The following is a 24,755-nucleotide window of genomic DNA, read 5'->3' on the forward strand; positions in this document are numbered from 1 at the left end:
TCGCTGGCACACAGAATGCGTACGCTGTTCGCCTCGCTGCACAGGCGTTCTGCACCGGCATAGGGCCATGCCCAGGATGGTGACGGAGTGCCGGACCTCACGCTTCCCGCAGCCTGGGCATCAGCTGGTCACCGATGCGGCGGGTCTCCTCCTTGTAGGGGGTGTCGGACAGGACGAAGTGCGTGATGCCGAGCGCACGGTAGGCGTTGAGTGCCGCGGCCACGTCGTCGGGTGAGCCGACGAGCCACGTGGTCGCCGCTCCCCCACCGCCGAACCTGCCCGGCGCGGTGTACAGGCAGGTGTCGAGGACCTCGCCGCGTTCGGTGAGGTCGAGCAGCCGCCGTTGGCCGACCGCTGTTCTGCGGTTGCCCATCCAGGTGTCGATCTCGCCCGCGTCGGCCGCCATCTTCGCGACCTTCTCCTCCGCCGCGCGCCACGCCTCCTCCGTGGTGTCGCGTACCACGGTGGTGATCCGCAGACCGTACTCCAGCGGCGCATGGCGGCGCCCCACCCGCTCGCTCAACTCCTTCAGGCGGGCGATGCGTTCGGCGATTCCGTCGAGCGGTTCGCCCCAGAAGAGCTGCACATCGGCCTCGGTCGCCGAGACGCGTTCGGCGGCTTCGGACGCGCCGCCGAAGTAGAGGGTCGGATGGGCCCGCTCGGCGGTGGCGTAGGGGCGCGGGCCGACCGTGGAGCCGGTGACCTGGAAGTGCTCGCCGTGGAAGGTGACGTTCTCCTCGGTCCACAGGCGGCGTACGAGATGCAGGAACTCCTGGGTGCGGGCGTAGCGCGCGGCGGGGTCGACGGTGGTGTCGCCGTAGGCGGCCGGGGTGTCCAGGCCGCTGACGATGTTGACCAGGACGCGGCCGCGGCTGAGCTGGTCGAGAGTGGCGGCCGCGCTGGCGAAGTTCGCGGGCTGCCAGTAGCCGGGGCGGACGGCGATCAGGGGCTTGAACGTGGTGGTGCGCGCGGCCAGGGCGGTGGCGACGGTGAAGGTGTCCGGGCGTCCCCATCCGGTGCCGAGCAAGGCGCCGTCCCAGTCGTGGGCTTCCGCCGTGCGGGCGAGTTCGGTCGAGTACTCGATGGATCCCCAGCCGGATGTGGTGTCGTCACCGCGGTGTCCCGGCTGGACGGTGTTGGGGATGTACCAGAGGAATTGCGGGGTCATCGTGCTTCCGATCGTTGTTCGGGCGGTGGCGGGGCGGCAGGGGGCCGGCCGGTAGGGGTATGTGGGAGCAAGTGGCCCTGGGGTGTGTCGAGTTCACGTGCTGATGGGTCGCCGTGGAGGGCTGCTTTCAGCGCTGCCCCGCGCAGTCGTGACAGCACGAGAGCCACCGCGAGCAGCCCGGCGCAGACACACGAGGCGAGCGCGTACGCGGATCGGGGGCCGCTGCCTCCCGGGGGTGGCGGCACTGAGTGGAGATACACCGCCGAGACCGCGCTGAGGCAGACCGCTGCCGCGATCCGCTGCGCCATCTGCAGGATGCCGCCGGCTATTCCGGCCGCTTCGGCGGGTGCGTGGTGCAGGACCTGGGTCTGGTTGGGCGAGACCGTGAGTCCCGAGGCGGCGCCGGTCAGCACCTGCACACCGGCGCACGCCAATGGGAGCCCCGCCGACGGCACGGCGAGCGCAACCGCCGCGCCGGCCAGGGCAGCGCCGATTCCGAGGGCGAGACCGAGGGTCACCGTGTGCGGGCCGATGCGGCGCACCACCCGCCAGGCCAGCGCCGAGGCGACGCCCATCGCGAGCGCCGAGGGAAGGGTGACGGCCGCCGTGAGCAGGGCGGAGAGGCCGAGTCCTTCCTGGAGGAAGACGGTGAGCACCAGCGCCGAGGCGAGTGAGGCGCCGAACTGTGCCATGGCGACGGCGGTGCCCAGCAGGTACGGCCTCGACGTCCTGAGGGCGGGATGCAGCAGGGGGTGTCGTCCGCGTCGTGCGCGCAGTCGCTGGTGGGCGGTCAGTGCGACCGCCAGGGCAGTCACCGCGGCCGCCCACAGGAGTGCCTTTCCTCCGCTGCCCGGGGTGCGGATGAACGGCACCATGAGCGTCAGCGCGCAGCCGCATGCCAGCGCGAGGCCGAGGACGTCGAGGCTCGGGTCGCGGGCGGTGCGCCGGGGCGGCGGCAGCCACCGCGCCGCCAGGGCCAGCGTGAGCATCGCGCACGGCACGCTGAGCAACAGGCAGCAGCGCCAGCCCAGTTGGGGGCCGAGGCCGGCAACGAGCGCGCCGCCCAGCGGTGGCCCCAGGGCGGTGGCCACGCCGGCCGTCACCGCGTACAGGCCCAGGGCTCGGCCCCGGTCCTGGCCGTGGAAGACGTCCTGGAGGGTGCCGATCACCTGGGAGTTGACGAGTCCCGCGGCGGCGCCTTGCACCAGTCGGGCGGCGATCAGTGTGCCGGGCCCGCCGGCGGTCGCGGCCGCCACCCCCGCGAGGAGGAAGACGGCCACGCCGGCGAGGAAGAACCGCTTGCGCCCGTGTGCGTCACCGAGGCTGCCACCCGGGACGAGCGCCAGACCGAAGGCCAACGAGTATCCGGCCACGATCCACTGCACGTCGCCGGCACCCGCCCCGAGGGCCTGCCGCATGCTCGGCACCGCGATGTTCAGAACTGCCTGGTCCAGCAGGGTCGTCGCGCCCGCGGCCAGGCAGGCCAGCAGCACGCGCCGGGCGGCGCGGTCCTCTCCCGGGATCATTCAGGAACGCGCTCCCGGCACGAGGCCCCCCTCCGGCTCCACGCCGATGACCTTGCGGTAGACGCGCGCCCCGTCGCCGTAGTCGTCGACGGCGTAGTGCCAGGTGGCGCGGTTGTCCCAGAGGACGAAGTCGCCGGGCTGCCAGCCGAAGCGGATCGTGTAGTTCGGCGAGGAGGCGTGCCGCAGCAGGTGGTCGAGCAGCGCCTTGCTCTCCGCGGGGGTCACGCCGGTGAGGCCGATCGCCGAGGTGCTGATGAACAGGCCCTTGCGGCCGGTGGCCGGATGGGCCAGGACGACCGGGTGCTCGACGGTCGGTCCGCTCGCGGTCTTCTTGCTGCCCTGCGCGTAGTTCTCCGCGTTGCCGTCGTACACCGCGCTCACGGACTCCAGGAGCTCCTTGAACGGCTCCGACAGATCGTCGTACGCCGCCTGCAGGTCCGCCCACAGAGTGTGGCCGCCGAGCTCGGGCACCACCTCGTACGTCAGCGACTCGATGGCGAAGACCGGGTCACGCCACAGGCCGCCGATGTGCCAGGTGCTGGCCTTGCCGGTCTGCCGCACGTTGTACGGGTAGACCAGCGGATTGACTTCGTCCTTCGCGGCGGTGGGGTGGTCGAAGGGTTCGGCGAAGATCCGTACGGCGGCGACGTGCTGATCGGGTGTCAGGTGCTGGTCGCGGAACACCAGCACCTTGTGGTTCCGGAAGGCCTGTCGCAGTGCGTCGGCGGTGGTCTCGTCGACGGGGGCGGTCAGGTCGACGCCGGTGATCTCCGCGCCGAAGCGCGGTCCTGCCCTGAGGATGTCGAAAGTGGCGACGGTGGTCATGGCTTCTTCTCCTCTTTGTACGGTGCGGGTCGTGCCGGGGTGAGACGTGCTGGGCCCCCTGATTGGAGGCGGTCAGCCGGCGGGCGGGGTGAGACGTGCTGGGCTCCCCGGGTCGGGGGCGGTCAGCCCGCTGCTTCCACGCCGAGGCGGGCGAGCAGGCGCTTCCGCAGTGCCGTGTACTCGGGGCCGCCGTGGCTGCGCGGCGCGGGGAGGTCGACCGGGATGTCGACCGCGATCCGGCCCTCGTCGAGGACGGCCACCCGGTCGGCCAGGGCGATGGCCTCGTCGACGTCGTGGGTGACCAGCAGTACGGCGGGCCGGTGCCGCTCACACAGCTGCCGTAGCAGGGTGTGCATCCGGATACGGGTGAGGGCGTCGAGTGCCCCGAACGGCTCGTCCGCGAGCAGGAGTTGAGGCTCGCGGACGAGGGAGCGGGCGAGCGAGACCCGCTGCTGCTCGCCGCCGGACAGCTCGACGGGCCAGGCCCGCTCGCGGCCTTCGAGGCCGACTTCGGCCAGGGCGGTGCGGCCCCGCTGTTCGGCGTCCGGGCCTGGCAGGCCCAGAACCACGTTCTCGAGCAGCCGCTTCCACGGGAGCAGCCGCGCGTCCTGGAAGACCACCGACACGTCATCGGGGGCGGCCAGTTCACCGCTTCCCGCCACGTCGTGGTCGAGGCCGGCCAGCGCCCTGAGCAGGGTGCTCTTGCCGGAGCCACTGCGTCCGAGCAGGGCCACGAACTCGCCCGGGACGATGCTCAGTTCGAGGTCGTCGAGCACGCGGCGCCCGCCGAGCGTGCGTACCAGATCTTTGATGCGGACCGTCGTGCGGTCCTCGGTCGCGGTCAGCCCGCCAGCGTCCGCCGCCATGACAGGGTCCTCCTCTCCACAAGCCGTACCAGGGCATCGGAGACGAGCCCGAGGAGTCCGTACACGACGAGACCGACGATGATCACGTCCGTCTGTCCGTAGGTCCGCGCGAGTTCCATCATGTAGCCGATGCCGCTGGTGGCGTTGACCTGCTCGACGACGACCAGCGCCAGCCAGGCGGCGGTCACCGCGAACCGCAGTCCCAGCAGGAACCCGGGCAGCGCACCCGGCAGGACGACATGCCGGACGAACTGGATCCTGCTCAGCCGCACCGTCTCGGCGAGTTCGGAATAGCGGTTGTCGATGGTGCGCAGCCCGTTGTGGGTGTGGATGTAGATCGGGACGAAGACGCCGAGCGCGATCGTGATGACCTTCATCGTCTCGCCGATGCCGAACCAGAGGACGAGCAGAGGGATCAGTGCCAGCGAGGGGATCGCCCGCTTGATCTGCACCGGCCCGTCGACGATCCCCTCGCCGAGGCGGCTCAGTCCGGAGACGAGCGCGAGCAGCAGACCCGCGGCCGTACCGAAGACCAGGCCGAGCAGGGCCCGCCCGGCGGAGGTGGCGAAGTTGGACTGCAGCCTGCCGTCGGCGATGAGGTCGCCCGCGGTGCCGGCGATGGTCCAGGGTGCGGGCAGACTGCGGGCGTCGATGAGTCCGGCGCCGGAGCCGGCCACCCACACCGCGAGGAGCAGCAGCGGGCCGAGCGCCCAGCCGTAGGGGATGGGGCGGCCCGGCCCCAACCTCTTGCGTGCCCGTGGGCGCAGGCGAGGAGAGGAGACCGCGGCGTCGTCCGTCGCCGTCGCGGTCGCCGCCCTGTGGTCGAAAGCCGTGGTGCTCATGACGTCTTCCCTTCACCGGCAACGGCGTCGGCGGCGACGCGCTCGTATCGGCGGTCGAAGAGGATCCCCGCGTCGAAGGCCTTGTGCTTCTGCTCCTTCGCCAGCAGGTCCACGGTCTGCTGCTGGCGTTCGATGGCGCCGGTCCAGTCCGCGGGAAAGTCCGGGTGCCCGGACCTTTCGACGAGGTATTCACCGTCCTCGCGGCTCAACCCCTGGTCCTTGACGTAATAGCCGTCGATCCACTGCTTGGGGTGTTCGTCGATCCAGATGTCCGCTCGCGCCCAGAACTTGATGAGTTCTCTGACGGCAGCGGACTTCTGCGCATTGCTCACGGAATCGGTGAGCGCCCACAAGTGCCCCGGGTCGTCGCGGAGACCGTGCTTGATGGTCGTGCCGCCATCCCTGCCGTATTTCGTCAGATAGCGCTTGATATTGACGTCGGCGATGGGCGCGGCATCCACCTGACGATTTCCCAGAGCGGTGGGATAGACGTCACCGGTACTGGCCAGTTCGACGAGGTCGACGTCCTGCTGGGTGAGACCGGCCTTCTTCAGGATCCGCAGTACGAGCGCCCCCTGCGCCTGCCCGGGGCTGTAGGCGATCTTCTTCCCGCGAAGGTCGGCGAGGGTCTTGATGTGAGCGCCCGGAGCGATCCCCAGCTCGTAGATCGGGTACGCGGTCGGATCCTTGCGGAACTTCGCCGCCACGAGCTTGGTGTCCAGGCCCGTCCAGTGGGCGTTGATCGACGGAATCTCCGCCGCCGAGCAGATGTCGAGCGCGTCGGCCCGGAACGCTTCGGAGCACTGCGGGCCGCCGCTGATATTGGCCCATTTCACCTTGAAGGGCAGCTTGTGGATCTGACCCGACAGTTCCAGGGCGACTTTGAGATCGGGCGCGCCGACGGTCAGAGAGGTGTCGGCGGAGACCTTGGCCGGGATCTTCCTCGCCGCGACATTCTCACTGGTCGCCGTGGATTGCGTGTTGCTCACACACGCGGTCAGCAGAAGGGATACGGCGACAGCGGTCATTGCGCCGATGCGCAGGGATGCGGGTATGGCGGTACGTGGGGACATTCGTGCCTTCACGGGACGAGGGGCACGCCTCAGCGCAGGGCGAAAGGGAGCGCAGGCGTGAAATGGGAATCGAGCGGAGCAGTGCGGCGGGGCGCCGAGCGGCCAGGCTCAGCGCAGAGAGGAGGTCAGCTACACACCGCGGTGGCGACGCGCATCAGATCGATGGCCCGTCGCTTCCGGAACCGCCTGCAGATCCACATGCCACTGAAGTTATCCACCGGCCGAGCTCTCATCAAGAGAGGGGAGTTGACTGTCACCGCGCTGCAATGCCGCCTTCATGGCCCTGCCATGTGCGCGCCGGCGGGTTTCCGGTCCTTGTCGCCGTCCGACAGGAATCGGGCCACACGTCGCCGACCGTCTGCGGGAGCCGGATGTGGCCGACGCTCTCCTCGAAGTACGGGCTGAGCTACCCTCACCGCGTGATCGGCAACCGGATACGCGAGCTGCGCCAGTCCCGCAAGATGACCGTACGGGACCTGGCCTCGCACGCCGGGGTGTCGACCGGTCTGGTCAGTCAGGTCGAACGCGGCCTGACCGATCCCAGCCTGGAGACGCTGCGCAGGCTCTCCGCCGCCCTCGGGCTCCCTCTTTTCGACCTGTTCCGGCAGGACGATCCGGACGACGTCGCGCTGGTGCGTCGCGATCGCCGGATCGTGGTGCGTTCGCCGCAGGGCGGGATCGAGTACACACGTGTCTCGGCCGGCTCCGCACGCCTCGAGGTACTTGAGGGCGTGCTGGAACCGGGAGGCGCGTCCTCGGAGGAGCGCTACAGCCACCCCTCGGAGGAGTGCGTGGTGGTGCTGAGCGGCAGTCTGGTCGTCGAGGCGGGCGACGGCCGCCACGAGCTGAGGCCCGGGGACAGCTGCACCTTCGACTCCCGAGTCCCGCACCGATACGTCAACGAGGGCAGCGAGCCCGCACGGTTCCTGGTGAGCGTGACACCGCCGAGTCGGTGACCCTCACCAGTCGACGGCCGGCCCCAAAGCGACGGCCGCCTCCCACCCATTGACGGGCACATGACTCGACTGCTTCGATCACTCGCACTGAACAGTTTCACCGTGATTGAAATGGGAGCCGCCCCGTGTCCATCGCGCCCCTCGACGCCACCGAGCGTTTCCGTGCCCGGTTCCCCTCCCTCAAGGACACGGTCCACCTGGCCAGTTGCAGCCAGGGCGCGGCATCCGAGCACGTGCTGACGGCGCTGCAGGAGTTCCAGTGGTCCATGCGCAGCCAGGGCGCTCCCTGGGGCGAGTGGATGACCCAAGTGGACGCCGCCCGCGCCGCGTTCGCCGCCCGCATCGGCGCGCAGCCGGACGAGATCGCGGTGGTCGGCTGCGCCTCCGAGGGCGCATACCAGGTGGCCTCCACGCTGGACTGGTCGCGCCGCCCCGGCCTGGTCACCACGGACATGGAGTTCCCGTCCATCGCCCACGTCTGGCTGGCGCAGGAGCGACGCGGCGCTCGGGTGCGCCATGTTCCGGAGCGGGAAGGTGCCGTCCCCGCCGAGGACTACGCCGCCGCGATCGACGACTCCACCAACCTGGTCTCCGTACCGCTGGTCTCCTACCGCAACGGCGCCCGGCTGCCGGTGACCGAGACGGTCCGAGCGGCACGCGCGGTCGGCGCACGGGTGTTCGTCGACGCGTACCAGGGATTGGGCGTGCTCCCGGTGGACGTAGGAGAGTTGGACTGCGACTACCTGGTGTGCGGCGCGCTGAAGTATCTGCTCGGCGTCCCCGGCATCGCGTTCCTCTACGTACGCGGCGGCCTGCGCGACGACATGGATCCTCAACTCACCGGCTGGTTCGGCCGAGTCGACCCCTTCGCCTTCGACCCACGCTCCCTCGACTTCCCGGACACCGCGCGCCGCTTCGAGACCGGCACCCCGTCGATCCCCTCCGCGTACGCCGCCGCGGCCGGGCTTCGCACCCTGGCCGACGTCGACCCGAAGGACATCGAGGCGCACGTCGGCGCGCTCACCACGTACGCCCACACGCGCCTGACCGAGATCGGCGAGACGCCCGCCTCGCCCACCGACCGGGAACTGCGCGGCCCGCAGGTGGCGATCGCCGACCCCGCCCCGGACGCGCTCGCGGCGGCGCTCGCCGAGCGCCGCATCGTCACCAGCCCGCGCGGCACCCTGCTCCGCGTCTCCTTCCACTACTACAACAACACCTCCGACGTCGACGCGCTGATCGACGCGCTCGGTGAGATACGGACCCAGTAGCACGTCCAGTAGCACGTCCAGGAACACCGCACCCCACGGAGCGAGTGACATGCCCGACGACGCCGGAAGCAGCCCAACGGCCGCCTCCTCCCCTGCCGCTGATCCGCATCAAGGCCACGGTGAGATCGGTCAAGACCGGCAAGGCGGCCAAGGCAGGCAAGACCAAGGTCTGAAACGATCCTTGACGGGACGTCAGCTCAGCATGATGGGCCTGGGCGGCGCCATCGGTACGGGGTTGTTCCTCGGCTCGGGTCTCGCCATCTCCGCTGCGGGGCCCGCCGCCGTGATCGCGTACGTGCTCTGCGCGTTGATCGCCCTGGTGATCGGCTGGGCGCTGGCCGAGATGACCGCCGTACACCCGGCGACCGGCTCGTTCGGCACCATCGGCCGCCACTATCTGGGCCCGCTGGCCGGCTTCGTGATCCGCTGGACCTACTGGACGATCCAGGTGATCGCGATCGGCGGCGAGGTCATCGCCGGCGGCATCTACGTCCGATTCTGGTGGCCCGAACTGCCACTGTGGGCACCGGTGGTGGCGTTCTCGCTGCTGCTCCTGGCCGCGAACGCGCTGACCGTCGGGGTGTTCGGCCGCCTGGAGTACTGGTTCTCCACCATCAAGATCACGGCGATCGGTGTCTTCGTCCTGCTCGGCTGCGCCTACGTCTTCCTCGGCCTGCCCGGCCACGAGGCGGTGGGCACCTCGAACCTCTCGAGGCACGGCGGTCTCCTCCCGCACGGCATGAGCGGTCTGGGCACGGCCTTCGTCTTCGTGATCTTCAGCTACATCGGCACCGAGATCATCGCGGTCACCGCCGCCGAGTCCGAGAACCCGGTGCGAGACATCCCGCGTGCCGCCCGGCGGATGGTCGTGCGCCTCGCGCTCTTCTACGTTCTGGCCATGGCGGTGGTGGTCACCGTGGTGCCGTGGTCGCGCACGGCGGCGGGCGGAGACGTCACGGCGAGCCCCTTCGTCCACCTCTTCGACGCCGCCGGGGTCCCGGCTGCCGCGGGCATCATGAACTTCGTGGTGCTGACCGCGGCGCTCTCCAGCGCCAACGCCAACACCTATCTGGCCACCCGCATGATCCACTCCCTGGCGGTGGACCGGCACGCGCCACGGATGTTCGCACGGGTCGGCCGCGACGGAGTCCCTCACCGAGCGCTCGCCGTTTCCGGGCTCGGCCTGGGCGCCGCCGCGATCCTCTCGGTCCACTCCGAGGACACGGCGTACGTCCTGCTCTTCGGCATCTCGGTGTTCGGGGCGCTGGTCGTGTGGATCCTCATCCTCGCCACGCACGTGATGTTCCGCCGCCACCGCGCCCGCCACGACCTCCCCTCCTCGCCGGCCCGGCTGCGCGGCGCTCCGTTCACCACCGTCGCGGCGGCCCTCGCGCTGGCCGCGATCCTGGTCTCCACCGCGTTCATCGAGGGCCTGGAGAACTCCTGGAAAGCCGGCCTGCCGTTCTTCGCGCTGCTCATCGTCGTGTACCGCTTCGGCGCTCGGCGGCACGAGACGGCGGAGCCGTTGCCGGACAGCACGCTGCCGCCAGAGGGTCGGACCCCCTGAAAAGAGGGCTGTGGACAGTGTCAACGGGTGTAGGCCCGCAGCAGCTCTTCGATGCCCAGGTGGAGATCGTCGAGAAGGTCACCGAGGCCCAGGAGCGCCGCTTTCCGCGCGCCGTCCGTACGAGGCAGCCGTCAGCTCCTGACCGTCCCCGGGTCACTGGGATGCTCACTCAGCGGCGTCGTCTCCATGGAGAGCCACGGTGCCTGGGGAAGTGAGTCCAGCACTGTCTGCATCTCGGCGGCGTCCCGGGCTCGCCACAAGCCGAGCGCATGGCGCTCGCCAGGCGTCTTCCACAGCCGCACCAGGTGCCCTTGTCCGGCCAGCTCCTTCGCACGGACCGCCTCCGCCGCGGTGGCGTCCGTCAGTGCCTGGGAGGTGGCGTCCTCGGTCGCGGCCGGGGCGAAGGTCACCAGGAACTCCTTGGCGGCGCCCAATGCACCGGTGGAGGCCGGCCCCGGGTCGTTCGGGTGCGGCGCCAGGGGTGTGACCTCGTCGCTCCGCCACACACGCAACGGCATCGAGGACAGGACATCCTCCAGACACGCGGCGTCCTGCGCGGCGAACAGCCCGAGCGTGCGCCACTCCCCCGGAGACAGAGGCGGGCGCCACAGCCTCAGCAGCTGCCCCTGTTCGGCAAGCCTGCGGGAGTTCGCGGCCTCACGGGTGCGAACGTCGTCGACTTCCGCCTGCGAGGTCCCCTCCGGGACATGGGTGGTCATGGTGACGAGGTATTCCATGGCCGATGCTCCTCTCAGCCGGGGCTGCGGTGCGGGTCGGACGACGGCTGGTACGGACACTGCTCGAAGCGGTCACCGGGTCCCCGGGCATCGCGGAGACACGGAACGCCACCTGGATCCACCGTCTCGCGCGTGGCGGTCGATCGCATCCGTTGGAATCCCTGGGCCTCCTGGACGCCCCGGAACCCTCGGGCTCACGGGAGCGCACCGAAGAGGCCCCTGGGGAGTATCCGAACGGAGAAATAGCGGCAGGCCCCAGGTGATGGATCCGGCACGAACCCTGTGCCACCGCCGGCGCCTGCTCCTCAGGCGGGGCGCTTGGCCATGATGACCAGGCCGGGCCCGCTTTGCTCATCTGCGGGGAGCCGGAGTTCGGCGACCGGGCGAAGGCCGGCTTGCTCGATCAGGTCCACGAGCTGTTCCGGCCGCCATTTGTGCGTGGTCCAACGAACGGGGACACCTCCGTAGGCCTCGGTGCGCACCGCGTCTTCGTCACCGGCGTGTGTTGCGGTGATGAAGTGGCCGCCTGGCTTCAGGGCGCGCGCGAACAGGGCGAGGACCTGAGGAAGGACCTCGCGAGGGAGGTTGAACAGTGACCACCACCCGAGTACGCCGCCAAGGGATCCTTCCTCAAAGGTCGAGGTCGGTGGCGGAGGCGACGCTGAAGCGGCATTGCGGATGAAGACGGCGGGCGTTTTCGATCATGCGGGGTGAGAGATCGACTCCGGACACGTCGCGTCCGCGTTCGGCGAGGTAGGCGGTCACCGTTCCGGGTCCGCAGCCGACGTCGAGGACGGCCCCGAGCTCGCTCACGGTGTCAGCGAAAGCGTCGATCGACGCCTTGAGCCATGGATGGCTACGGATGTCACCGACTCCCGTCGTCACCACCATGTGGGCGTAGTTGTCGGCCACCCGGTCATAGGACTCACGGACCACGTCGAGATCGGCTGGGCGGTCAATATCGCGTGCGCGCATCAGCCAACAATACGGCGGCCTGCGGCGCCGGGACCGGTCAACGGTCATCCGGCACACGCGCCCGGACACGCTGCCGCGTGCCGGCTCAGCCGAACGGACGGTCCCCGGCGATCGCCACGCGTTCGGCGACCCGAGGGTACGGCGCGTAGTCATTGACGGCGTAGTGCTGGGTCGCGCGGTTGTCCCAGAAGGCGACGTCGCCCGCCTGCCAGCGGAACCGCACCTGGAACTCCGGAACGTGGGCCTGCTGGAAGAGCAGCCGGAGCAGGCGGTCGCTCTCCGGGCGCTCGAGGCCGATGATCCTGGTGGTGAAGGAGGTGTTGACGAACAGCATCCGGCGTCCGGTCTCAGGGTGGCGACGCACCACGGGGTGCTGGACGGGCGGGAACTGCTCCTGGAACGGGGACAGTTGCTCGGGCGAGTAGAAACGTGCGAAGCCCGGCAGGAAGTCGTGAACGGCACTCGCGCCGTCGATCCGCCCGCGCACCTCGACCGGCAGGTTGTCGTACGCGGCCGCCATGTCCGCCCACATCGTGTCACCGCCCACCGGCGGCACCTCCCGCAGCTGCAACACGGCCCCCATGGCGGGGCGCGCGCGGAAGGTGACGTCCGTGTGCCAGACGTTCTCGTAGGTGGGGACGGCACCGGCCGACTTGTCGAAGCGGACCACGTCATCGGCGTCACCGGGGGTGAGCAGCGGATTTGTCTCCAACTCACCCCAGTTACGGGCGAATTGACGCTGCGCGTCGGAGGTCAGGTGCTGGCCGCGGAAGAAGAGCACCTTCCATTCGAGGAGCGCGCGGTTGAGTTCCTCGCGCACCGCGCCGGACACGGGCCGCGAGAGGTCGAGGCCGCGGATCTCCGCTCCGATGACGCGGCCCTGCGGAACGAGTTCGAATCGCTCGTACGGCCGCTCCCGCACACCGTCCGGCAGGCGATTCAGGATGCGCGCGCCCTCGTACAGGCCGTCGGCGGGGATGCGGTGGTCGCGCAGGGCCGATGCGGGGGCGATGTCATGGGTGAGCGACATGGCGAACTCCTCAGAAGCTCAAAAGGGGGTCGGCGGCGGACGGCGCGAGGCGACGTTTCCGGGAACCGGTACGGGAAAGCTCAGGCCCGAATACGGAGGCCTACGGCGGATTCAGCGACAGGAAGACGCCGGGGGCGAACCCACCCGGCCGCGGCGGCGCAGAAAGCCGTACCCGCGGGGCGCGCACTCACCGCGGGGGCCGCTGTGCTGCGGCTCATCCTCACGGAAGTTCGAGTGCGTCTGCATGTCGGCCACCCTAACGCAGAGACCTGCGGGCCGACACCACGCGTGGATTCCAACCCGACGAAACTTATCGAGATCGTCCAGATGGGCAAGCAACTCCTCATCACCCGTTAGGCGTTGATGACCTTCTCCATCTCGAACGACGTCGCCAAGTACTTCGCGATCATCCCGGGCCATGTTCGCGGGCGCGCACCCGGGTCTGGAGTCGCTCAACATCATGGGCCTGCACAGCCCGACCTCAGCCATCACCTCGGCGATCATCTTCAACGCGCTCATCATCGTCGCGCTGATCCCACTCGCGCTGCGGGGTGTGCGCTACACGCCCGCGTCGGCGCACGAGCTGCTGCGGTGCAACCTGACGTTGTACGGACTCGGCGGCCTCGTCCTGCCCTTCCTGGGCATCAAGCTCATCGACATGCTGATTTCCGCGGTGCGGTGCGGTATTCGAGCATGTAGCCGTAAGCGCCGTGCAATTAGTGCCGGGCACGCCGCGCGTAGTGTCTGGCGATCGCCGCGACCTGGGCCACCTCCTGCCAGGCGTGATACCGCGCCTTTCCCGTCTCCCACTGAATTAGATCGATCACCTCGTCCTGCCGTTCCAACAGCAGGTCGTGGAAGGCGAGTACCACATCGCCGCGGCGCCTCAGCGTCGTCCCTGCCCACTCCGGCCGGTCCGCCCGGGCACCGACCACCGCCGCCGCGACGTCCTCCGGGGCGCACGCGGGAACGGCGGCGATCGGCGCCAGGTCGAACGGTGCGACCGCGGTCACGGACTCGGCAGTGTCGGGCCCGCGACGCGACGTGTCACGGCGCACCCACGCGCACCACTGCGCGATCAACTCGTTCGTCACCCACACGGGTCGAGAGCTCATCGTCACAGGGCCGTCAGGCGCGGGACTGTCGGGCGCAGGGCTGTCGGGCGCGAGGATCTGGTCCTGCTACGTGGTCACGCGGGCTCCTCGGTCGTACGGGACTGGTTCGAGCCGGAACGCCGTGGCCCTTCGTCCGGCTCGCCCGTGCGGATCCGACAGGCGGGGGGCCCGAGCCGGCGGCTCGTCGGTCACGTCGATGCCCTTGTCGACGACAGTGCGCCTCGCTATGTTAATCAGAAATCACATCCTGGAACAAGCTTTGAAACGTGCGGGCAACTCCAACTCCGCGCCGAACAAGGTGAGATGCGCCGCACGTCCTACCAGGAAAGCGAGCAAGTCAATGCCACATCTCAGCCGCAGAAGAGTCCTGTCCCTCGGTGCCGCGCTGGGCCTCGTGAGCGCGACGAGCACCACCAACGCGTGGGCGTGGTCGCCGACGGGCTCGGTCGCCGGAACCGGCACGGGAACCGACCCGGAATACGTGTGGGACGACGAGGTGGACCAGCTGGTGGCCTCGCTCTTCGACAACGGCCAGGTTCCCGCGGTCAACACCGCGATGGCGTCGTGGGTGAACAACAACGACCCGCTGCCCCGCGGCCTGCCGGCCGACCTCACCGCATACCTGCAGAGGGTCAACAAGCTGCCCTCCTGGGCGGATTCCGGCAAGCTGGCTCGCGCCGCCGACTTCAACCGGCGCAAGGACACCTACCTCTTCATGCTCTACGGGCTCGGCAGCGGGATCATGAGCACCGTGATCCCGCGGGAGGCCAGGAGTGTCTACTGGTCCGCGGGCGGCGCCGACATGAAGGACCGCGCGGCCAAGACGTTCACGTTCGGCTACGACCTGGCCCAGCTGAAGGGCTTCGAGCCGACGGGCCAGTTCGTGGTGACCGCCAACAAGACGCGTGTGGTGCACGCCGCGGTGCGTCACCTGTTGCCGCAGTCGCCCCATTGGCGGGCGGTCACGGACGAGGACATCCCGATCAGCAACGCCGACATCCTGGTCACCTTCCACAGCCTGGGCACCTTCGTGCGCAGGAAGCTGCTCGACTGGAAGGTCCCGTTCTCGGCTGAGGACCAGGACGCCTTCCTGCACAGTTGGCAGGTCGCCCTGCACCTGCTCGGTGTGCGGGACGAGTACATCCCCAAGTCGTGGGCCGACGCGGAAGCACAGTCGGGGCAGGTACTCACGCCGATCCTCGCCCCGACGACCGAGGGCATCGAACTGGCCGAGGACCTGCTCGGGTTGACCGCGCAGGTCGACCTGGGCGTCACGCGCGGATTCCTCAACGAGTTCGTACGCTACGTCCTCAGCAACGAGATCGGCGACTGGCTGGGGCTGAAGCGCGACTACGCCTCGGCGGCACTGATCCGCACCGCCTGGCCGGCCTTCATCCTGTTCCGCGAGGGGCTGTCGCCCGTCGCGCCCGCCGCCTTCTACGTATTCGACCAGTTCGTGCGCGCCTTGGCCATGGCGTTCCTGAACAACGGCTCCTCGGGGACGACCACCCCCATCGTGATCCCGACGGGAAACAGGCCGACCTCCTGAGCCCCCGGACCGGTCGCGCGCAGGCCCGTCCCGCGGCCCACCCGCCACGGGACGGGCATCTGCACGGTCTGCTCAGAGCCCCAGAGCACCCACGACCAACCCGGTTACGGCGGCCCGGTGGTCAGGGCTGTCCTGCCAGCGCAGTCTCCGCCCGGCCTCGACGACCACGCCGAACCCGGCGTGCACCAGCACCCGGGCCTGGCGCGGGTCCAGGTCCGGACGGGCAAGTCGCAACTGCTGTTCCCAGACGGCGATGTGCTCACGCTGCGCAAGGACCAAGGGGCGCTGCAGGCCGGCCGGCAGGCCGACGAACTCGGCTTCGGCGACACTTGTGAGGGCGGTGTGCTCGAAGCTGTAGGCCACGTACGTCGCCGCCAGCGCCGCGACGGCGTCATGCGGATCGGCCACCTTCTGCAGGCTCCGGTCCACCGCCTGAGCCAGCAGCCCCGCCGCCTGCAGGCATGCCGCCGCCAGGATGTCGACCTTGCCCGGGTAGTGGCGGTAGAGGGCGGACGGGGCCAGCCCCACCGCCTGTGCGATCTGGCCGTTCGTGACGTTGGCGAACCCGTCCCGGGCGAACAGCGGGACGGCGGCCGCGAGGATCTCCGCGCGCCGTGAGCGCGCCACCGGCAGGGCCGGCAGCTCGACGGAGCGCTTGCTCCTCATGGCCGGTACGAGTTCGGTCGCGATCACGCGCAGGGCGCACGCCAACAGCAGTTCCTCGAGCCGACGTTGAGCAATGGAGGTGCGATGCATCGTGATGGACCCGATCGCGCCGAGAGCCGCCGCGACCCGCAGCTGCTCGTCGGAGAGCGGACCCTCGCGCCGCACCGCCTCGGTGACCCGCCCGACGACGCGCCCGAACTTCGCCTTGAGAAGCCTGCGATCGTCACGGTCGAGGTACCTGGCTTCCCATCGGTACACGCCGCCCGACGCGCGATGCGCGACGGTGACCCGGATGAGGGCGGTGAGTACGTCTGCCGGGGCCGCCGCGGGCGGCATTTCGTCGAGCGCGGCGACGAGCCGGTCCACCATGGTGTGCGCGCACTCGGCGAACAGTGCGTACTTGTTCGGGAAGTGCCGGTACAGGGCCGTGGCGGTGATGCCCACACCGGCGGCGATCTCCTCCATGGACGCCGCGTGATAGCCGCGCTCGCTGAAGAGCCGGCCGGCCGCCTCGACGATGAGCTGCCTGCGGTTGCGAGGGCGAGTGGCCGCGCTCGGCTCGGCGGTCATGAACGCACACACGAATGCGGAGACGGGGCCATACGGCCCAGTCAACCACACGGTGAGCAGGCCCTGGGCCCACCCGTGTGCCGACCGGGCGACAGGCGGTCCCAAGACGCCACCCATGTGATTTTCCATTAACAAAATGCGTCAAGACACTTCTCGAACCGCAGCATTGAACGGCACAATGCCGCAGCGGCCACCGATCGATACGCCCCCTTACGCTCCTGAGGAGTCGTCCATGTCGACCGACACGGCGCCCGCCTGGTCCTTCCGGCACCACTGGATGTCCCAGGCCGCCACCCACGCGATGATGCGACCCGACAAGCCCGCGCTGCGGTACCTCGGGGAGACCACGACCTGGGCGCAGTTGTCGCGGCGTTCGCTGCAACTGGCCGCGGCGCTCGCCGACCGAGGCGTCGCTGCGGGTGACCGCGTCGCCATGCTCACGCTGAACCATCCGTGGTTCGTGGAGAGTGTGTTCGCGGCGAACAGCCTGGGCGCCATGGCCGTGCCGCTCAGCTTCCGGCTCGCGCCGCTGGAACTCGACTACATCCTCACCGACTGCGCTCCTTCCGCGATCGTCGTCGACGCACATCTCCTGCCGCTGCTCCAGGCCGTGCCGAACGCCGCGTCGATCGGCACGGTCGTCGTCATCGGTGAATCGGGCGAGGCCGAGGCCGACGGCCGCACCGCGTACGAGGAGTTCCTGTCGGCGTACGAGCCGATGGAACTGCCCGACATCAGCGAGGAGTCGACCGCGCTGATCATGTACACCTCGGGCACCACCGGCCGGCCGAAGGGAGTGATGCTGTCCCACCGCAACATGCAGGTACAGGCGATCACGTGCATCCGCGCGATGGAGATATTCGACGACTCCGATGTCGGTTTCCTGACTGCGCCCTTCTTCCACATCGCGGGTCTGGGTTCGATCGTGGCGAACTTCCTGGTCGGGAGCACGGCCGTGATCCACCCGCTGGGCGCCTTCGACCCGCGGGCGGTGCTCGACGCCTATGAACGCGAAGGCGCAACCGTCGTGTTCAACGTTCCCCAGCAGTGGGACCTGATCTGCGCACAGGCCGACATCGGCAAGCGTGCCCTGAAGCTGCGGATCATCAGCTGGGGTGCCGCCCCCGCGAGCGATGCGACCCTGCGCGCCATGGGTGAGAAGTTCCCCGACGCACTCAACGTGGCCGTGTTCGGCCAGACCGAGACCTCGCCCATCACCTGCGTACTCCGTGGTGAGGATTCACTGCGCAAGCTCGGCTCGGTCGGCCGGCCGATCCCGAGCATCCAGTACCGCGTCGTCGACGCGGACATGAACGATGTCGCCGTGGGCGAGATCGGTGAGATCGTCTACCGCGGGCCGACGCTGATGCAGGGGTACTGGAAGAAGCCGCAGGAGACCGCGGATGCCTTCGAAGGAGGCTGGTTCCACTCCGGTGACCTGGTCAGGCGGGACGACGAGGGCTTCGTCTGGGTGGTCGACCGCAAGAAGGACATGATCATCAGTGGCGGCGAGAACATCTACTGCGCCGAACTGGAGAACGCCGTCGCCGCACACCCTTGCGTACGGGAGGTCGCAGTGATCGGCAGGTCCGACGAGCACTGGGGCCAGGTGCCGGTCGCCTACGTCACCGTCACCCCGGGAGCCGGCCTGTCGCTGCGGGAGCTGACGGAGTTCCTCGACGGAAAGCTCGCCTCTTTCAAGTGGCCGAAGGACCTCGTGCCGGTTGCCGAGCTTCCCCGTAACGCGGGCGGCAAGGTGGTCAAGCCCCTGCTCTGCACCCAGGACGCAGCACGCATGCAAGGACAGGACGAGGGGTGAGCGCCGCCGCCCTGCTCGGAGCCGCAGGGGGACCGCATGGACTTCTCCGCCATGTGTATCGTGCGACTGCGGGCGCCGACGCTCCAGGAAGTCCGTTACCCCGCCGAAGAGTTGCTGGCCGTCCGCAGCAAGTAGGCGAGGAACAAACGAACGCCGCCCAGGGCCCAGGGTCGGCTACTGCTGAGGAGCTACTCGGCATGGCGTAGCGCGGCCGCCGGCGCCGAGTCATACGGATATATCGACGAATATTCTCATTTCCTCACTTCTGCGGCATTGCGCGTAAATGTTCCAGTAGTTCGTGTTAAGTCTGATTCTGGAATGGCCGTGGTACCCCCCGGCCTGTGAAACCCGGCGTAACTTTCCCGGCACGTCGCCCCGTTCAGTGCGGGTCTGGCGGTCTGGGAGATCCATATGAGCTCGATTGAGGCCGCCCGTGTGGCAGGCCCCGGAACAAAACGGCAGCCAACCCTTCGGCACACGACGAGCAAGCCGGCGTCACCCGGTCTGCTGCCGACACCACCTACAGACACCGAGAAGTACGCCTACGCCAAGCGTCGCCTGGCCGTGCTGAACGTCAGTTCACTGGTCAGCATCGGCTGCCTGGCGCTGAGTCAGTTCAGGCTGGCCTCCTCCACGCCGTTGTTGTGGATGTTCTCGCCGTTGCTGACGTTCACGGTGCTCTACTACCTGATCTCGATGGGGGTGAACCTGTTCACCCGCGATTTCGATGTCGAGCAGCATCGAAGACTCGTGGGTGATTGGCGCCCCGACACTTATCCCTCGGTCGACGTCTTCCTGCCGGTGTGCGGTGAGCCAATCGAGGTGCTGCACAACACCTGGACCCATGTGCGGGCCCTCGCGGACCGCTATCCGGGCGTCTGTGAGCCGTTCGTCCTGGACGATTCGGCCAGCCCCGAACTGCGCGCCATGGCCGCGGACTTCGGCTTCCGCTGCGACACCCGGAAGAACCGCGGCTGGTTCAAGAAGGCCGGCAACCTGCACTTCGGGTTCGACGGCACGGACGGCACGTACATCCTCATCCTCGACGCCGACTTCGCGCCGCGCGCGGATCTTCTGGAGGAACTGCTGCCGTACATGGCGGCGGACGACCGGCTCGCCATTGTCCAGTCCCCGCAGTACTTCCGGGTGCTGAACGCGCAGAACTGGATCGAGCGCGGGGCAGGCGCCGTCCAGGAGCTGTTCTACCGGGCCGTACAGGTCTCACGGCAGAACCGCGACGGGGCGATCTGCGTCGGCAGCTGCGCCGTCTACCGGCGCGCGGCTCTGGAGGAGAACGGCGGCACCACCCTGATCGAGCATTCGGAGGATGTGCACACCGGCTTCGACCTGAGGGGTCTCGGCTGGGACCTGCGCTATGTGCCGGTCGCTCTGTCGGCGGGCGTGTGCCCGGACAACACCGCAGCCTTCTTCAACCAGCAGTACCGCTGGTGCGCGGGCTCGATGAGTCTGATGGGCAGCTCGAAGTTCTGGCGGACCAGGCTCAGGTTCTCCAGCAGACTCTGCTACCTGTCCGGGTTCTTCTACTACATCCACACGGCTCTCTTCACCTTCGCGGCACCCGTGATCCCGATCGTTCTACTGTCGGCGTTCCCGGACAAGCCCAGGGCCGAGACGCTCTGGCTGGTGCTGCCCAGCGTGGTCTACACGACGGTCGTGTTCCCGATGTGGCACCAGGCTCCCTACCGCCTGGAGGCGTGGGCGGCCCGCATGATGTACGGCTGGGCGCACGTCTGCGCGATCTGGGACATGCTGCGCGGCAAACGCATGGGCTGGCAGGCCACGGGCTCCTCCGGTGCGCGGAAGAACGGGGTCCGACGACGCTGGATCGGCCTTTGGCTCTGGGGCGGCGGCACCGCCGTGCTCTGGGTGGGCGCAGCGGCCTGGCGCATGCTCACCCTGAACGCGCCCGACTTCGCCCTCCTTCTGGCCTCAGGACTCTTCTATGCGCTGATCGTCGGCCGGGTCATGCTGCAACCTCGTTCGATGGGAGCCCACTGATGCGCGTGTCCCGTGCCATCACCGCCCTGCTCGTGCCACTCACCACCTGTGTGCTCGCGGTGACTGCCTGCAGCCCGGGCTCCTCCGCCTACTCCAGGGCGCACGTCCCGGCCGCACCGGCGCCGGAACTGCCCTACGACGTACGCCCGTTGATCCATCCGCAGAACAAGTACTTCGGGGTCTCCCGGCCCAAGGCGCCGAACTCCATGAAGCCGGTGACCGAGTACGCCCGGATGGTCGGCAAGAAGCCGAACCTCATCGCGTACTACGCCGCCTGGGGTGACGGCTTCGACGCCACAGGCGTGCGCAACGCCTGGAAAGCCGGCGCGCTGACCGTCGTGTCGTGGGAACCGCACAACACTTCCCTCACAAAGATCGCCGACGGCGCGTCCGACGACTACATCAAGAAGTACGCGAAGGCGGCGAGTGCGCTGAACATCCCGTTCGCGATCAGCTTCGCGGACGAGATGAACGGCGACTGGGAGAGGTGGGGGACCACCGGGACGACACCCAAGGAGTACGTCAGGGCCTGGCGCCACATCCACGACGTCTTCGAGGACGTGGGGGCCACCAATGCGATCTGGGCCTGGTCGCCGAACATCATCAACCCCGTTGGGCACCAGAACCTCAAACCGTTCTACCCGGGCGGCAACTATGTCGACTGGGTTGGCCTGATCGGTTACTTCACCGACTGGGACCCGCACACCTTCGAGGGCCTGTTCGGGCCGACCGAAGAAGAGGTGCGGAGGTTCACCAACAAGCCGCTGCTCCTCCTGGAGACGGGCGCCATGCCCGGCAACCACAGAGCGGGCGACGTGCGTGCACTCTTCGAGGGCGTCACGGCCGCCCCCGACATCGTCGGATTCGCCTGGTTCGACTACAAGGCACGCGCCGACTGGCGGCTGTCGGTGAATCCCGCCGGCCTCGCCGAGTTCAAGCGCCTCGCTGCGGACGACCTCTACGGCTTCGACGTGCGGAAGGTCAAATGACGTCCACAGAACGCGGCCCCCGGACGGTCCTCCCGGTCCCGTCACCAGCCGGCGGCCTGCCTGCCCCGGCAACTCCGGCCTACCGGGTCCCGACGGTCCCACAGGCGGCCTGGAGCTCTGCGGGCTGCCGTCGCCGTACCTGGGTCAGCCGGGCGATCCTGCTGAGCGTCCTGCTGTTTCAGGCGACACTGTCACTCCGGCTGCACAACACCGCTTTCCAGGACGAGGCGGTCTACCTCAGTTCCGGGCATGTGCAGATCCACCACCTGCTGTACGGCACACCGGTGCCGACGGACTACACGAGCTACTTCTCGGGTTCCCCGCTCATCTATCCCGTGGTGGCCGCGGTCGTCGACGCCAAGTTCGGACTGGCAGGTGCCCGCCTGCTGAGCCTGTTCTTCATGCTCGGAGCCAATACGGTCCTGTACGCCATGACCCGGCGACTCTTCAGTGAGCGGCCGGCGCTCGCCGCGTCCGCGGTCTTCGCGGTGATCCCGTCCACGATGGTGCTCGGCCATTTCGCTACGTACGACGCGGCGGCCGTCTTCCTGCTCGCCCTCACGGCCTGGATCATCGTCCGGACCGACCGGGCACCCGTCGCGGCGGTGCTTTTCGCCGCGCCGGTCGCCGTCCTGGCCGTTGCCACCAAGTATGCCGCCGGGCTCTACCTGCCGACTCTGGTCGTGCTCGCCGCGCTTGTCTCCTGGCCGCACCGCGGCAGGTCAAGCATGGTCCGTGCCGTGCTGTTCGTGATCGGTGTGGCCGTCCCGATCCTCGCCGGGCTCCACTACAGCGACGTACTCGACGGCGTGCGCGCCACCACCACCGCACGTGAGCACGGCCATGACGGCGTGCGGGAGCTCGTAGGGAAGTCCGCCGAATGGGGCGGTCTGATGTTCCTGACCGCGTGCGGCGGCGCCATCGCCTACGCCCGCCGGGGCCAGATGAACGAATCGCCTTCGACAGTGCGCCTCGGTGTCCCGGGCGGAATCTGGCGCGCCCTTCTGGGTCTGCTGCTGTGCGCCACAGCGCTGCTCGCCCCCGCCTACCAGATCCATCTCGCCACCTCCGTCGCCCTCTCCAAACACCTGGGATTCGGCCTGCTGTTCGCCGCGCCCATGGCCGGTGTCGGGCTGACCCGGCTCGTGGGCGCGCACTTCCGGTTTCCCCAACTAGCCTGTGTCCTGTGGGTCGCCACGCTCTGCGTGGGGGTGACGAAGTCGACCGAATGGTTCACCTCGTGGCCCGAGACGAGCCAGCTCAACAAGGTGCTCAGACCGCACATCACTCCGGACGGGGGCCGCTACCTCGCCGAGAGCCCCAATACTCCCGTGTACTACCTGCGGGACATCACGGACCAGACCCGTTGGTCGTCGCTCTACTACATGGGCTACAAGGACGCCCATGGCACCGTGCACCACGGCAAGGACGGCTATCGAAAGGCGCTCGCCGACGGCTGGTTCGACCTGGTCGTGCTCGACGGGGTCGCCATGCCGGAGTTGGACCCCGTCATCACCGAGGCAGTGCGCAGCAGCGGCAGATACCGCCTCCTGGGCGCCGTGCCGTTCAGTGAAACCGGCCGCTTTCGGATCTGGGTGAAGCGATGACCTCCTCGACCGCCGATCTCGTCCCCCGGCCTCACGCCGTCGGGACCGAAATCACCGCCCGGTCGGCGCGCGACCAGCGGGTTCCGCTCCTTCTCTTCCTGCTGCCCATGTTCGTCGCGCTGGCCTGTGTCCTGCCAGGCATCGGGCATCGTCAGTTGTGGCGCGATGAACACTGCACCTGGTGGGCGTCCTCGATCGGGTATCCGGACCTTGGCTTTCTGATCGAGCACATCGATGTCGTCTTCGCGCCGTTCTACGCCGTGATGCACCTCTGGATCGCGCTGGTCGGTGCCTCGCCGGCCGCCCTGAGGCTGCCCGAGGGGCTTGCGATGGCGGCGTCGGCCGGGCTACTGGGACTCCTCGGGCGGCAGATGTTCACCCCACGTACCGGACTCGTGGCGGGCCTGCTGTTCGCCCTCGTGCCGACCGTCACGCGCTATGGGCAGGAGGCCCGCCCCTACGCCTTCGCGATGCTGTTCTCCCTGCTCGCCACGCTTCTGCTGCTGCGTGCTCTGGAGCGGCCGTCGCTCAAGGGCTGGTCGCTCTACACGCTCGCCCTCACCTTGACCGGGCTCAGCCACCTGGTGGCTCTCTGTGTGCTGGCGGCCCATGCCGTGGCGGTCCTGCGTGCAAGACGCGGGGGCACCTACTTCGTGAACTGGGCGTTCGGCTGCGCGGTCGTCATGGGCACGTCCATGGTCATCCCCATGGTCAACAAAGGCTCGCGGCAATCCGATCAGATCGCCTGGAACAATGCGACCCCGGGGGAACTGGCCACGTACCCGATGGAGCTGTTCGGGTCATGGTTCACCGGCGCCGTCGTGATGAGCCTCGGCGTCGTGGGGCTGCTGACGGCCGGTCGCAAGGCCCTCACACCGACTGTCTGGGCCGTACTCCCGCCGGTTCTGACCTTCCTCACATCCGACCGGCTCCATCTCTTCCTGCCCAGGTATCTGCTGTTCACGGTCCCGGCCTGGCTGCTGCTTGCGGCGGCCGGTGCGGTCCGCTGCGCGGATGCGCTGACCTTCGCGGTGCGGACGGGCCGCTGGAGACGGTTGGCGAGCGCAGTGCTGATGACCGGCGCTCTGGCAGGGTTCGCCTTCCAGGCTCTGCCGGCCCTCGTGTCGGCCCGCCAGGATCTCCCGGGCGAGCCCGACTTCGCGGCCGCGGGACGCATTGTGACGGCCGGACAGCGCCCCGGAGACGGCATCATCTTCAACGGCGACTTCGGGGTGCGCAAGGCCATGGCGTACGAGCTGCGCGAGGGCGCCCCGCCCAAGGATGTCCTGATGAAGCAGACACCTCAGGAGACCGGCTGGTACCAGGCGAACGAGTGCGATGTGCCCAGCACCTGCCTGGCCGGCCGTCGGCGCCTGTGGTTGGTGTCGACGGCGGCGGGCGATCCGCGCTCCGGCATGAGACCGAGCACTGCGGCGGCGGTGGCCGGGCGGTTCACGGTGGTGCGTACCAACCGGCTGCACAACCTGACGATCCAGCTGCTCGAGCGCCGCAGCCGCTGATGAACAACACCACGAAGCAGGACCAGGGTTCTCAATAGATCTCGCGGAAGACCGACGCCAAGCAG

19 protein-coding genes and 2 pseudogenes are annotated in these 24,755 nt (G+C 68.8%); 10 read left to right on the forward strand and 11 right to left on the reverse strand.

From position 1 onward, the window contains the following. Positions 1-97: 97 nt before the first annotated feature. The 6 genes from ACWFR4_RS14480 to ACWFR4_RS14505 all read right to left on the reverse strand — a co-directional run bounded on the left by ACWFR4_RS14480 (position 98) and on the right by ACWFR4_RS14505 (position 6,216). The gene (locus tag ACWFR4_RS14480; protein WP_453652659.1) at positions 98-1,168 is read right to left on the reverse strand and encodes an LLM class flavin-dependent oxidoreductase; all 1,071 of its coding nucleotides are present in this window, start codon (positions 1,166-1,168) and stop codon (positions 98-100) included. Beyond that, positions 1,165-2,694, reverse strand: coding sequence for an MFS transporter (locus ACWFR4_RS14485; RefSeq protein ID WP_453652661.1), 1,530 nt, complete (start codon positions 2,692-2,694; stop codon positions 1,165-1,167). The genes ACWFR4_RS14480 and ACWFR4_RS14485 overlap by 4 nt, the downstream gene beginning before the upstream one ends. Next, positions 2,695-3,519 carry a TauD/TfdA dioxygenase family protein gene (locus tag ACWFR4_RS14490; RefSeq protein WP_453652663.1) on the reverse strand — a complete coding sequence of 275 codons (825 nt, stop codon included), beginning with the start codon at positions 3,517-3,519 and terminating at the stop codon, positions 2,695-2,697. Positions 3,520-3,641: 122 nt separating this feature from the next. Then, positions 3,642-4,385 (reverse strand): ABC transporter ATP-binding protein, encoded by a 744-nt coding sequence (locus ACWFR4_RS14495; protein ID WP_453652665.1) that lies wholly within the window; start codon positions 4,383-4,385, stop codon positions 3,642-3,644. Beyond that, positions 4,361-5,227 carry an ABC transporter permease gene (locus ACWFR4_RS14500; RefSeq protein ID WP_453652667.1) on the reverse strand — a complete coding sequence of 289 codons (867 nt, stop codon included), beginning with the start codon at positions 5,225-5,227 and terminating at the stop codon, positions 4,361-4,363. Before ACWFR4_RS14500 ends, ACWFR4_RS14495 begins: the two co-directional genes overlap by 25 nt. Then, positions 5,224-6,216, reverse strand: coding sequence for an ABC transporter substrate-binding protein (locus ACWFR4_RS14505; RefSeq protein WP_453652669.1), 993 nt, complete (start codon positions 6,214-6,216; stop codon positions 5,224-5,226). The genes ACWFR4_RS14500 and ACWFR4_RS14505 overlap by 4 nt, the downstream gene beginning before the upstream one ends. A gap of 503 nt (positions 6,217-6,719) precedes the next feature. Here ACWFR4_RS14505 and ACWFR4_RS14510 point away from each other — a divergent pair. From ACWFR4_RS14510 to ACWFR4_RS14520, 3 genes are all read left to right on the forward strand, one after another. Further along, a complete protein-coding gene (locus tag ACWFR4_RS14510; protein WP_453652671.1) occupies positions 6,720-7,256 on the forward strand; it encodes a helix-turn-helix domain-containing protein in 537 nt (178 codons plus the stop codon). A 125-nt stretch (positions 7,257-7,381) separates the two neighbouring features. Next, positions 7,382-8,527 (forward strand): aminotransferase class V-fold PLP-dependent enzyme, encoded by a 1,146-nt coding sequence (locus tag ACWFR4_RS14515; protein WP_453652673.1) that lies wholly within the window; start codon positions 7,382-7,384, stop codon positions 8,525-8,527. A gap of 181 nt (positions 8,528-8,708) precedes the next feature. Next, positions 8,709-10,094, forward strand: a complete 1,386-nt coding sequence (locus ACWFR4_RS14520) for an amino acid permease (RefSeq protein ID WP_453652675.1) — start codon at positions 8,709-8,711, stop codon at positions 10,092-10,094. A 131-nt stretch (positions 10,095-10,225) separates the two neighbouring features. Here ACWFR4_RS14520 and ACWFR4_RS14525 read toward each other — a convergent pair whose 3' ends face one another. The 3 genes and pseudogenes from ACWFR4_RS14525 to ACWFR4_RS14535 form a co-directional block, all read right to left on the reverse strand. Beyond that, the gene (locus ACWFR4_RS14525; RefSeq protein WP_453652677.1) at positions 10,226-10,831 is read right to left on the reverse strand and encodes a muconolactone Delta-isomerase family protein; all 606 of its coding nucleotides are present in this window, start codon (positions 10,829-10,831) and stop codon (positions 10,226-10,228) included. A 305-nt stretch (positions 10,832-11,136) separates the two neighbouring features. Beyond that, positions 11,137-11,806: pseudogene (locus ACWFR4_RS14530) on the reverse strand (methyltransferase domain-containing protein). Positions 11,807-11,891: 85 nt separating this feature from the next. Further along, positions 11,892-12,836 carry a TauD/TfdA dioxygenase family protein gene (locus tag ACWFR4_RS14535; RefSeq protein ID WP_453652679.1) on the reverse strand — a complete coding sequence of 315 codons (945 nt, stop codon included), beginning with the start codon at positions 12,834-12,836 and terminating at the stop codon, positions 11,892-11,894. A 288-nt stretch (positions 12,837-13,124) separates the two neighbouring features. Here ACWFR4_RS14535 and ACWFR4_RS14540 point away from each other — a divergent pair. Further along, a pseudogene (locus ACWFR4_RS14540) lies at positions 13,125-13,512 on the forward strand (potassium-transporting ATPase subunit B); the annotation flags it as partial. 40 nt (positions 13,513-13,552) lie between these two features. Here the strand turns inward: ACWFR4_RS14540 and ACWFR4_RS14545 are convergent. Then, positions 13,553-13,951, reverse strand: coding sequence for an aldehyde dehydrogenase family protein (locus tag ACWFR4_RS14545; protein ID WP_453652681.1), 399 nt, complete (start codon positions 13,949-13,951; stop codon positions 13,553-13,555). A gap of 340 nt (positions 13,952-14,291) precedes the next feature. Here ACWFR4_RS14545 and ACWFR4_RS14550 point away from each other — a divergent pair, with 340 nt between their 5' ends. Then, positions 14,292-15,500 carry an oxygenase MpaB family protein gene (locus ACWFR4_RS14550; protein ID WP_453652683.1) on the forward strand — a complete coding sequence of 403 codons (1,209 nt, stop codon included), beginning with the start codon at positions 14,292-14,294 and terminating at the stop codon, positions 15,498-15,500. Positions 15,501-15,572: 72 nt separating this feature from the next. On the opposite strand, the gene ACWFR4_RS14555 is transcribed toward ACWFR4_RS14550, so the two are convergent. Then, positions 15,573-16,736, reverse strand: a complete 1,164-nt coding sequence (locus ACWFR4_RS14555; RefSeq protein WP_453652685.1) for a TetR/AcrR family transcriptional regulator — start codon at positions 16,734-16,736, stop codon at positions 15,573-15,575. 232 nt (positions 16,737-16,968) lie between these two features. Between ACWFR4_RS14555 and ACWFR4_RS14560 the strand changes: the two genes are divergently transcribed. The 5 genes from ACWFR4_RS14560 (at position 16,969) to ACWFR4_RS14580 (ending at position 24,690) form a co-directional block, all read left to right on the forward strand. Then, positions 16,969-18,555 (forward strand): long-chain-fatty-acid--CoA ligase, encoded by a 1,587-nt coding sequence (locus ACWFR4_RS14560; protein ID WP_453652687.1) that lies wholly within the window; start codon positions 16,969-16,971, stop codon positions 18,553-18,555. A gap of 648 nt (positions 18,556-19,203) precedes the next feature. Continuing rightward, positions 19,204-20,574: a glycosyltransferase family 2 protein gene (locus ACWFR4_RS14565; RefSeq protein ID WP_453456270.1), complete on the forward strand. Its 1,371-nt coding sequence runs from the start codon at positions 19,204-19,206 to the stop codon at positions 20,572-20,574. Next, positions 20,574-21,563 (forward strand): glycoside hydrolase family 26 protein, encoded by a 990-nt coding sequence (locus ACWFR4_RS14570; RefSeq protein ID WP_453456170.1) that lies wholly within the window; start codon positions 20,574-20,576, stop codon positions 21,561-21,563. The genes ACWFR4_RS14565 and ACWFR4_RS14570 overlap by 1 nt, the downstream gene beginning before the upstream one ends. Beyond that, positions 21,560-23,170 (forward strand): ArnT family glycosyltransferase, encoded by a 1,611-nt coding sequence (locus tag ACWFR4_RS14575; RefSeq protein WP_453652689.1) that lies wholly within the window; start codon positions 21,560-21,562, stop codon positions 23,168-23,170. The genes ACWFR4_RS14570 and ACWFR4_RS14575 overlap by 4 nt, the downstream gene beginning before the upstream one ends. Then, entirely contained in the window at positions 23,167-24,690 is a 1,524-nt protein-coding gene (locus tag ACWFR4_RS14580; protein WP_453652691.1) for a glycosyltransferase family 39 protein, read from the forward strand. Before ACWFR4_RS14575 ends, ACWFR4_RS14580 begins: the two co-directional genes overlap by 4 nt. The last annotated feature ends 65 nt before the right edge of the window (positions 24,691-24,755 follow it).

The sequence above is a fragment of the Streptomyces sp. NPDC055140 genome (assembly GCF_053607285.1).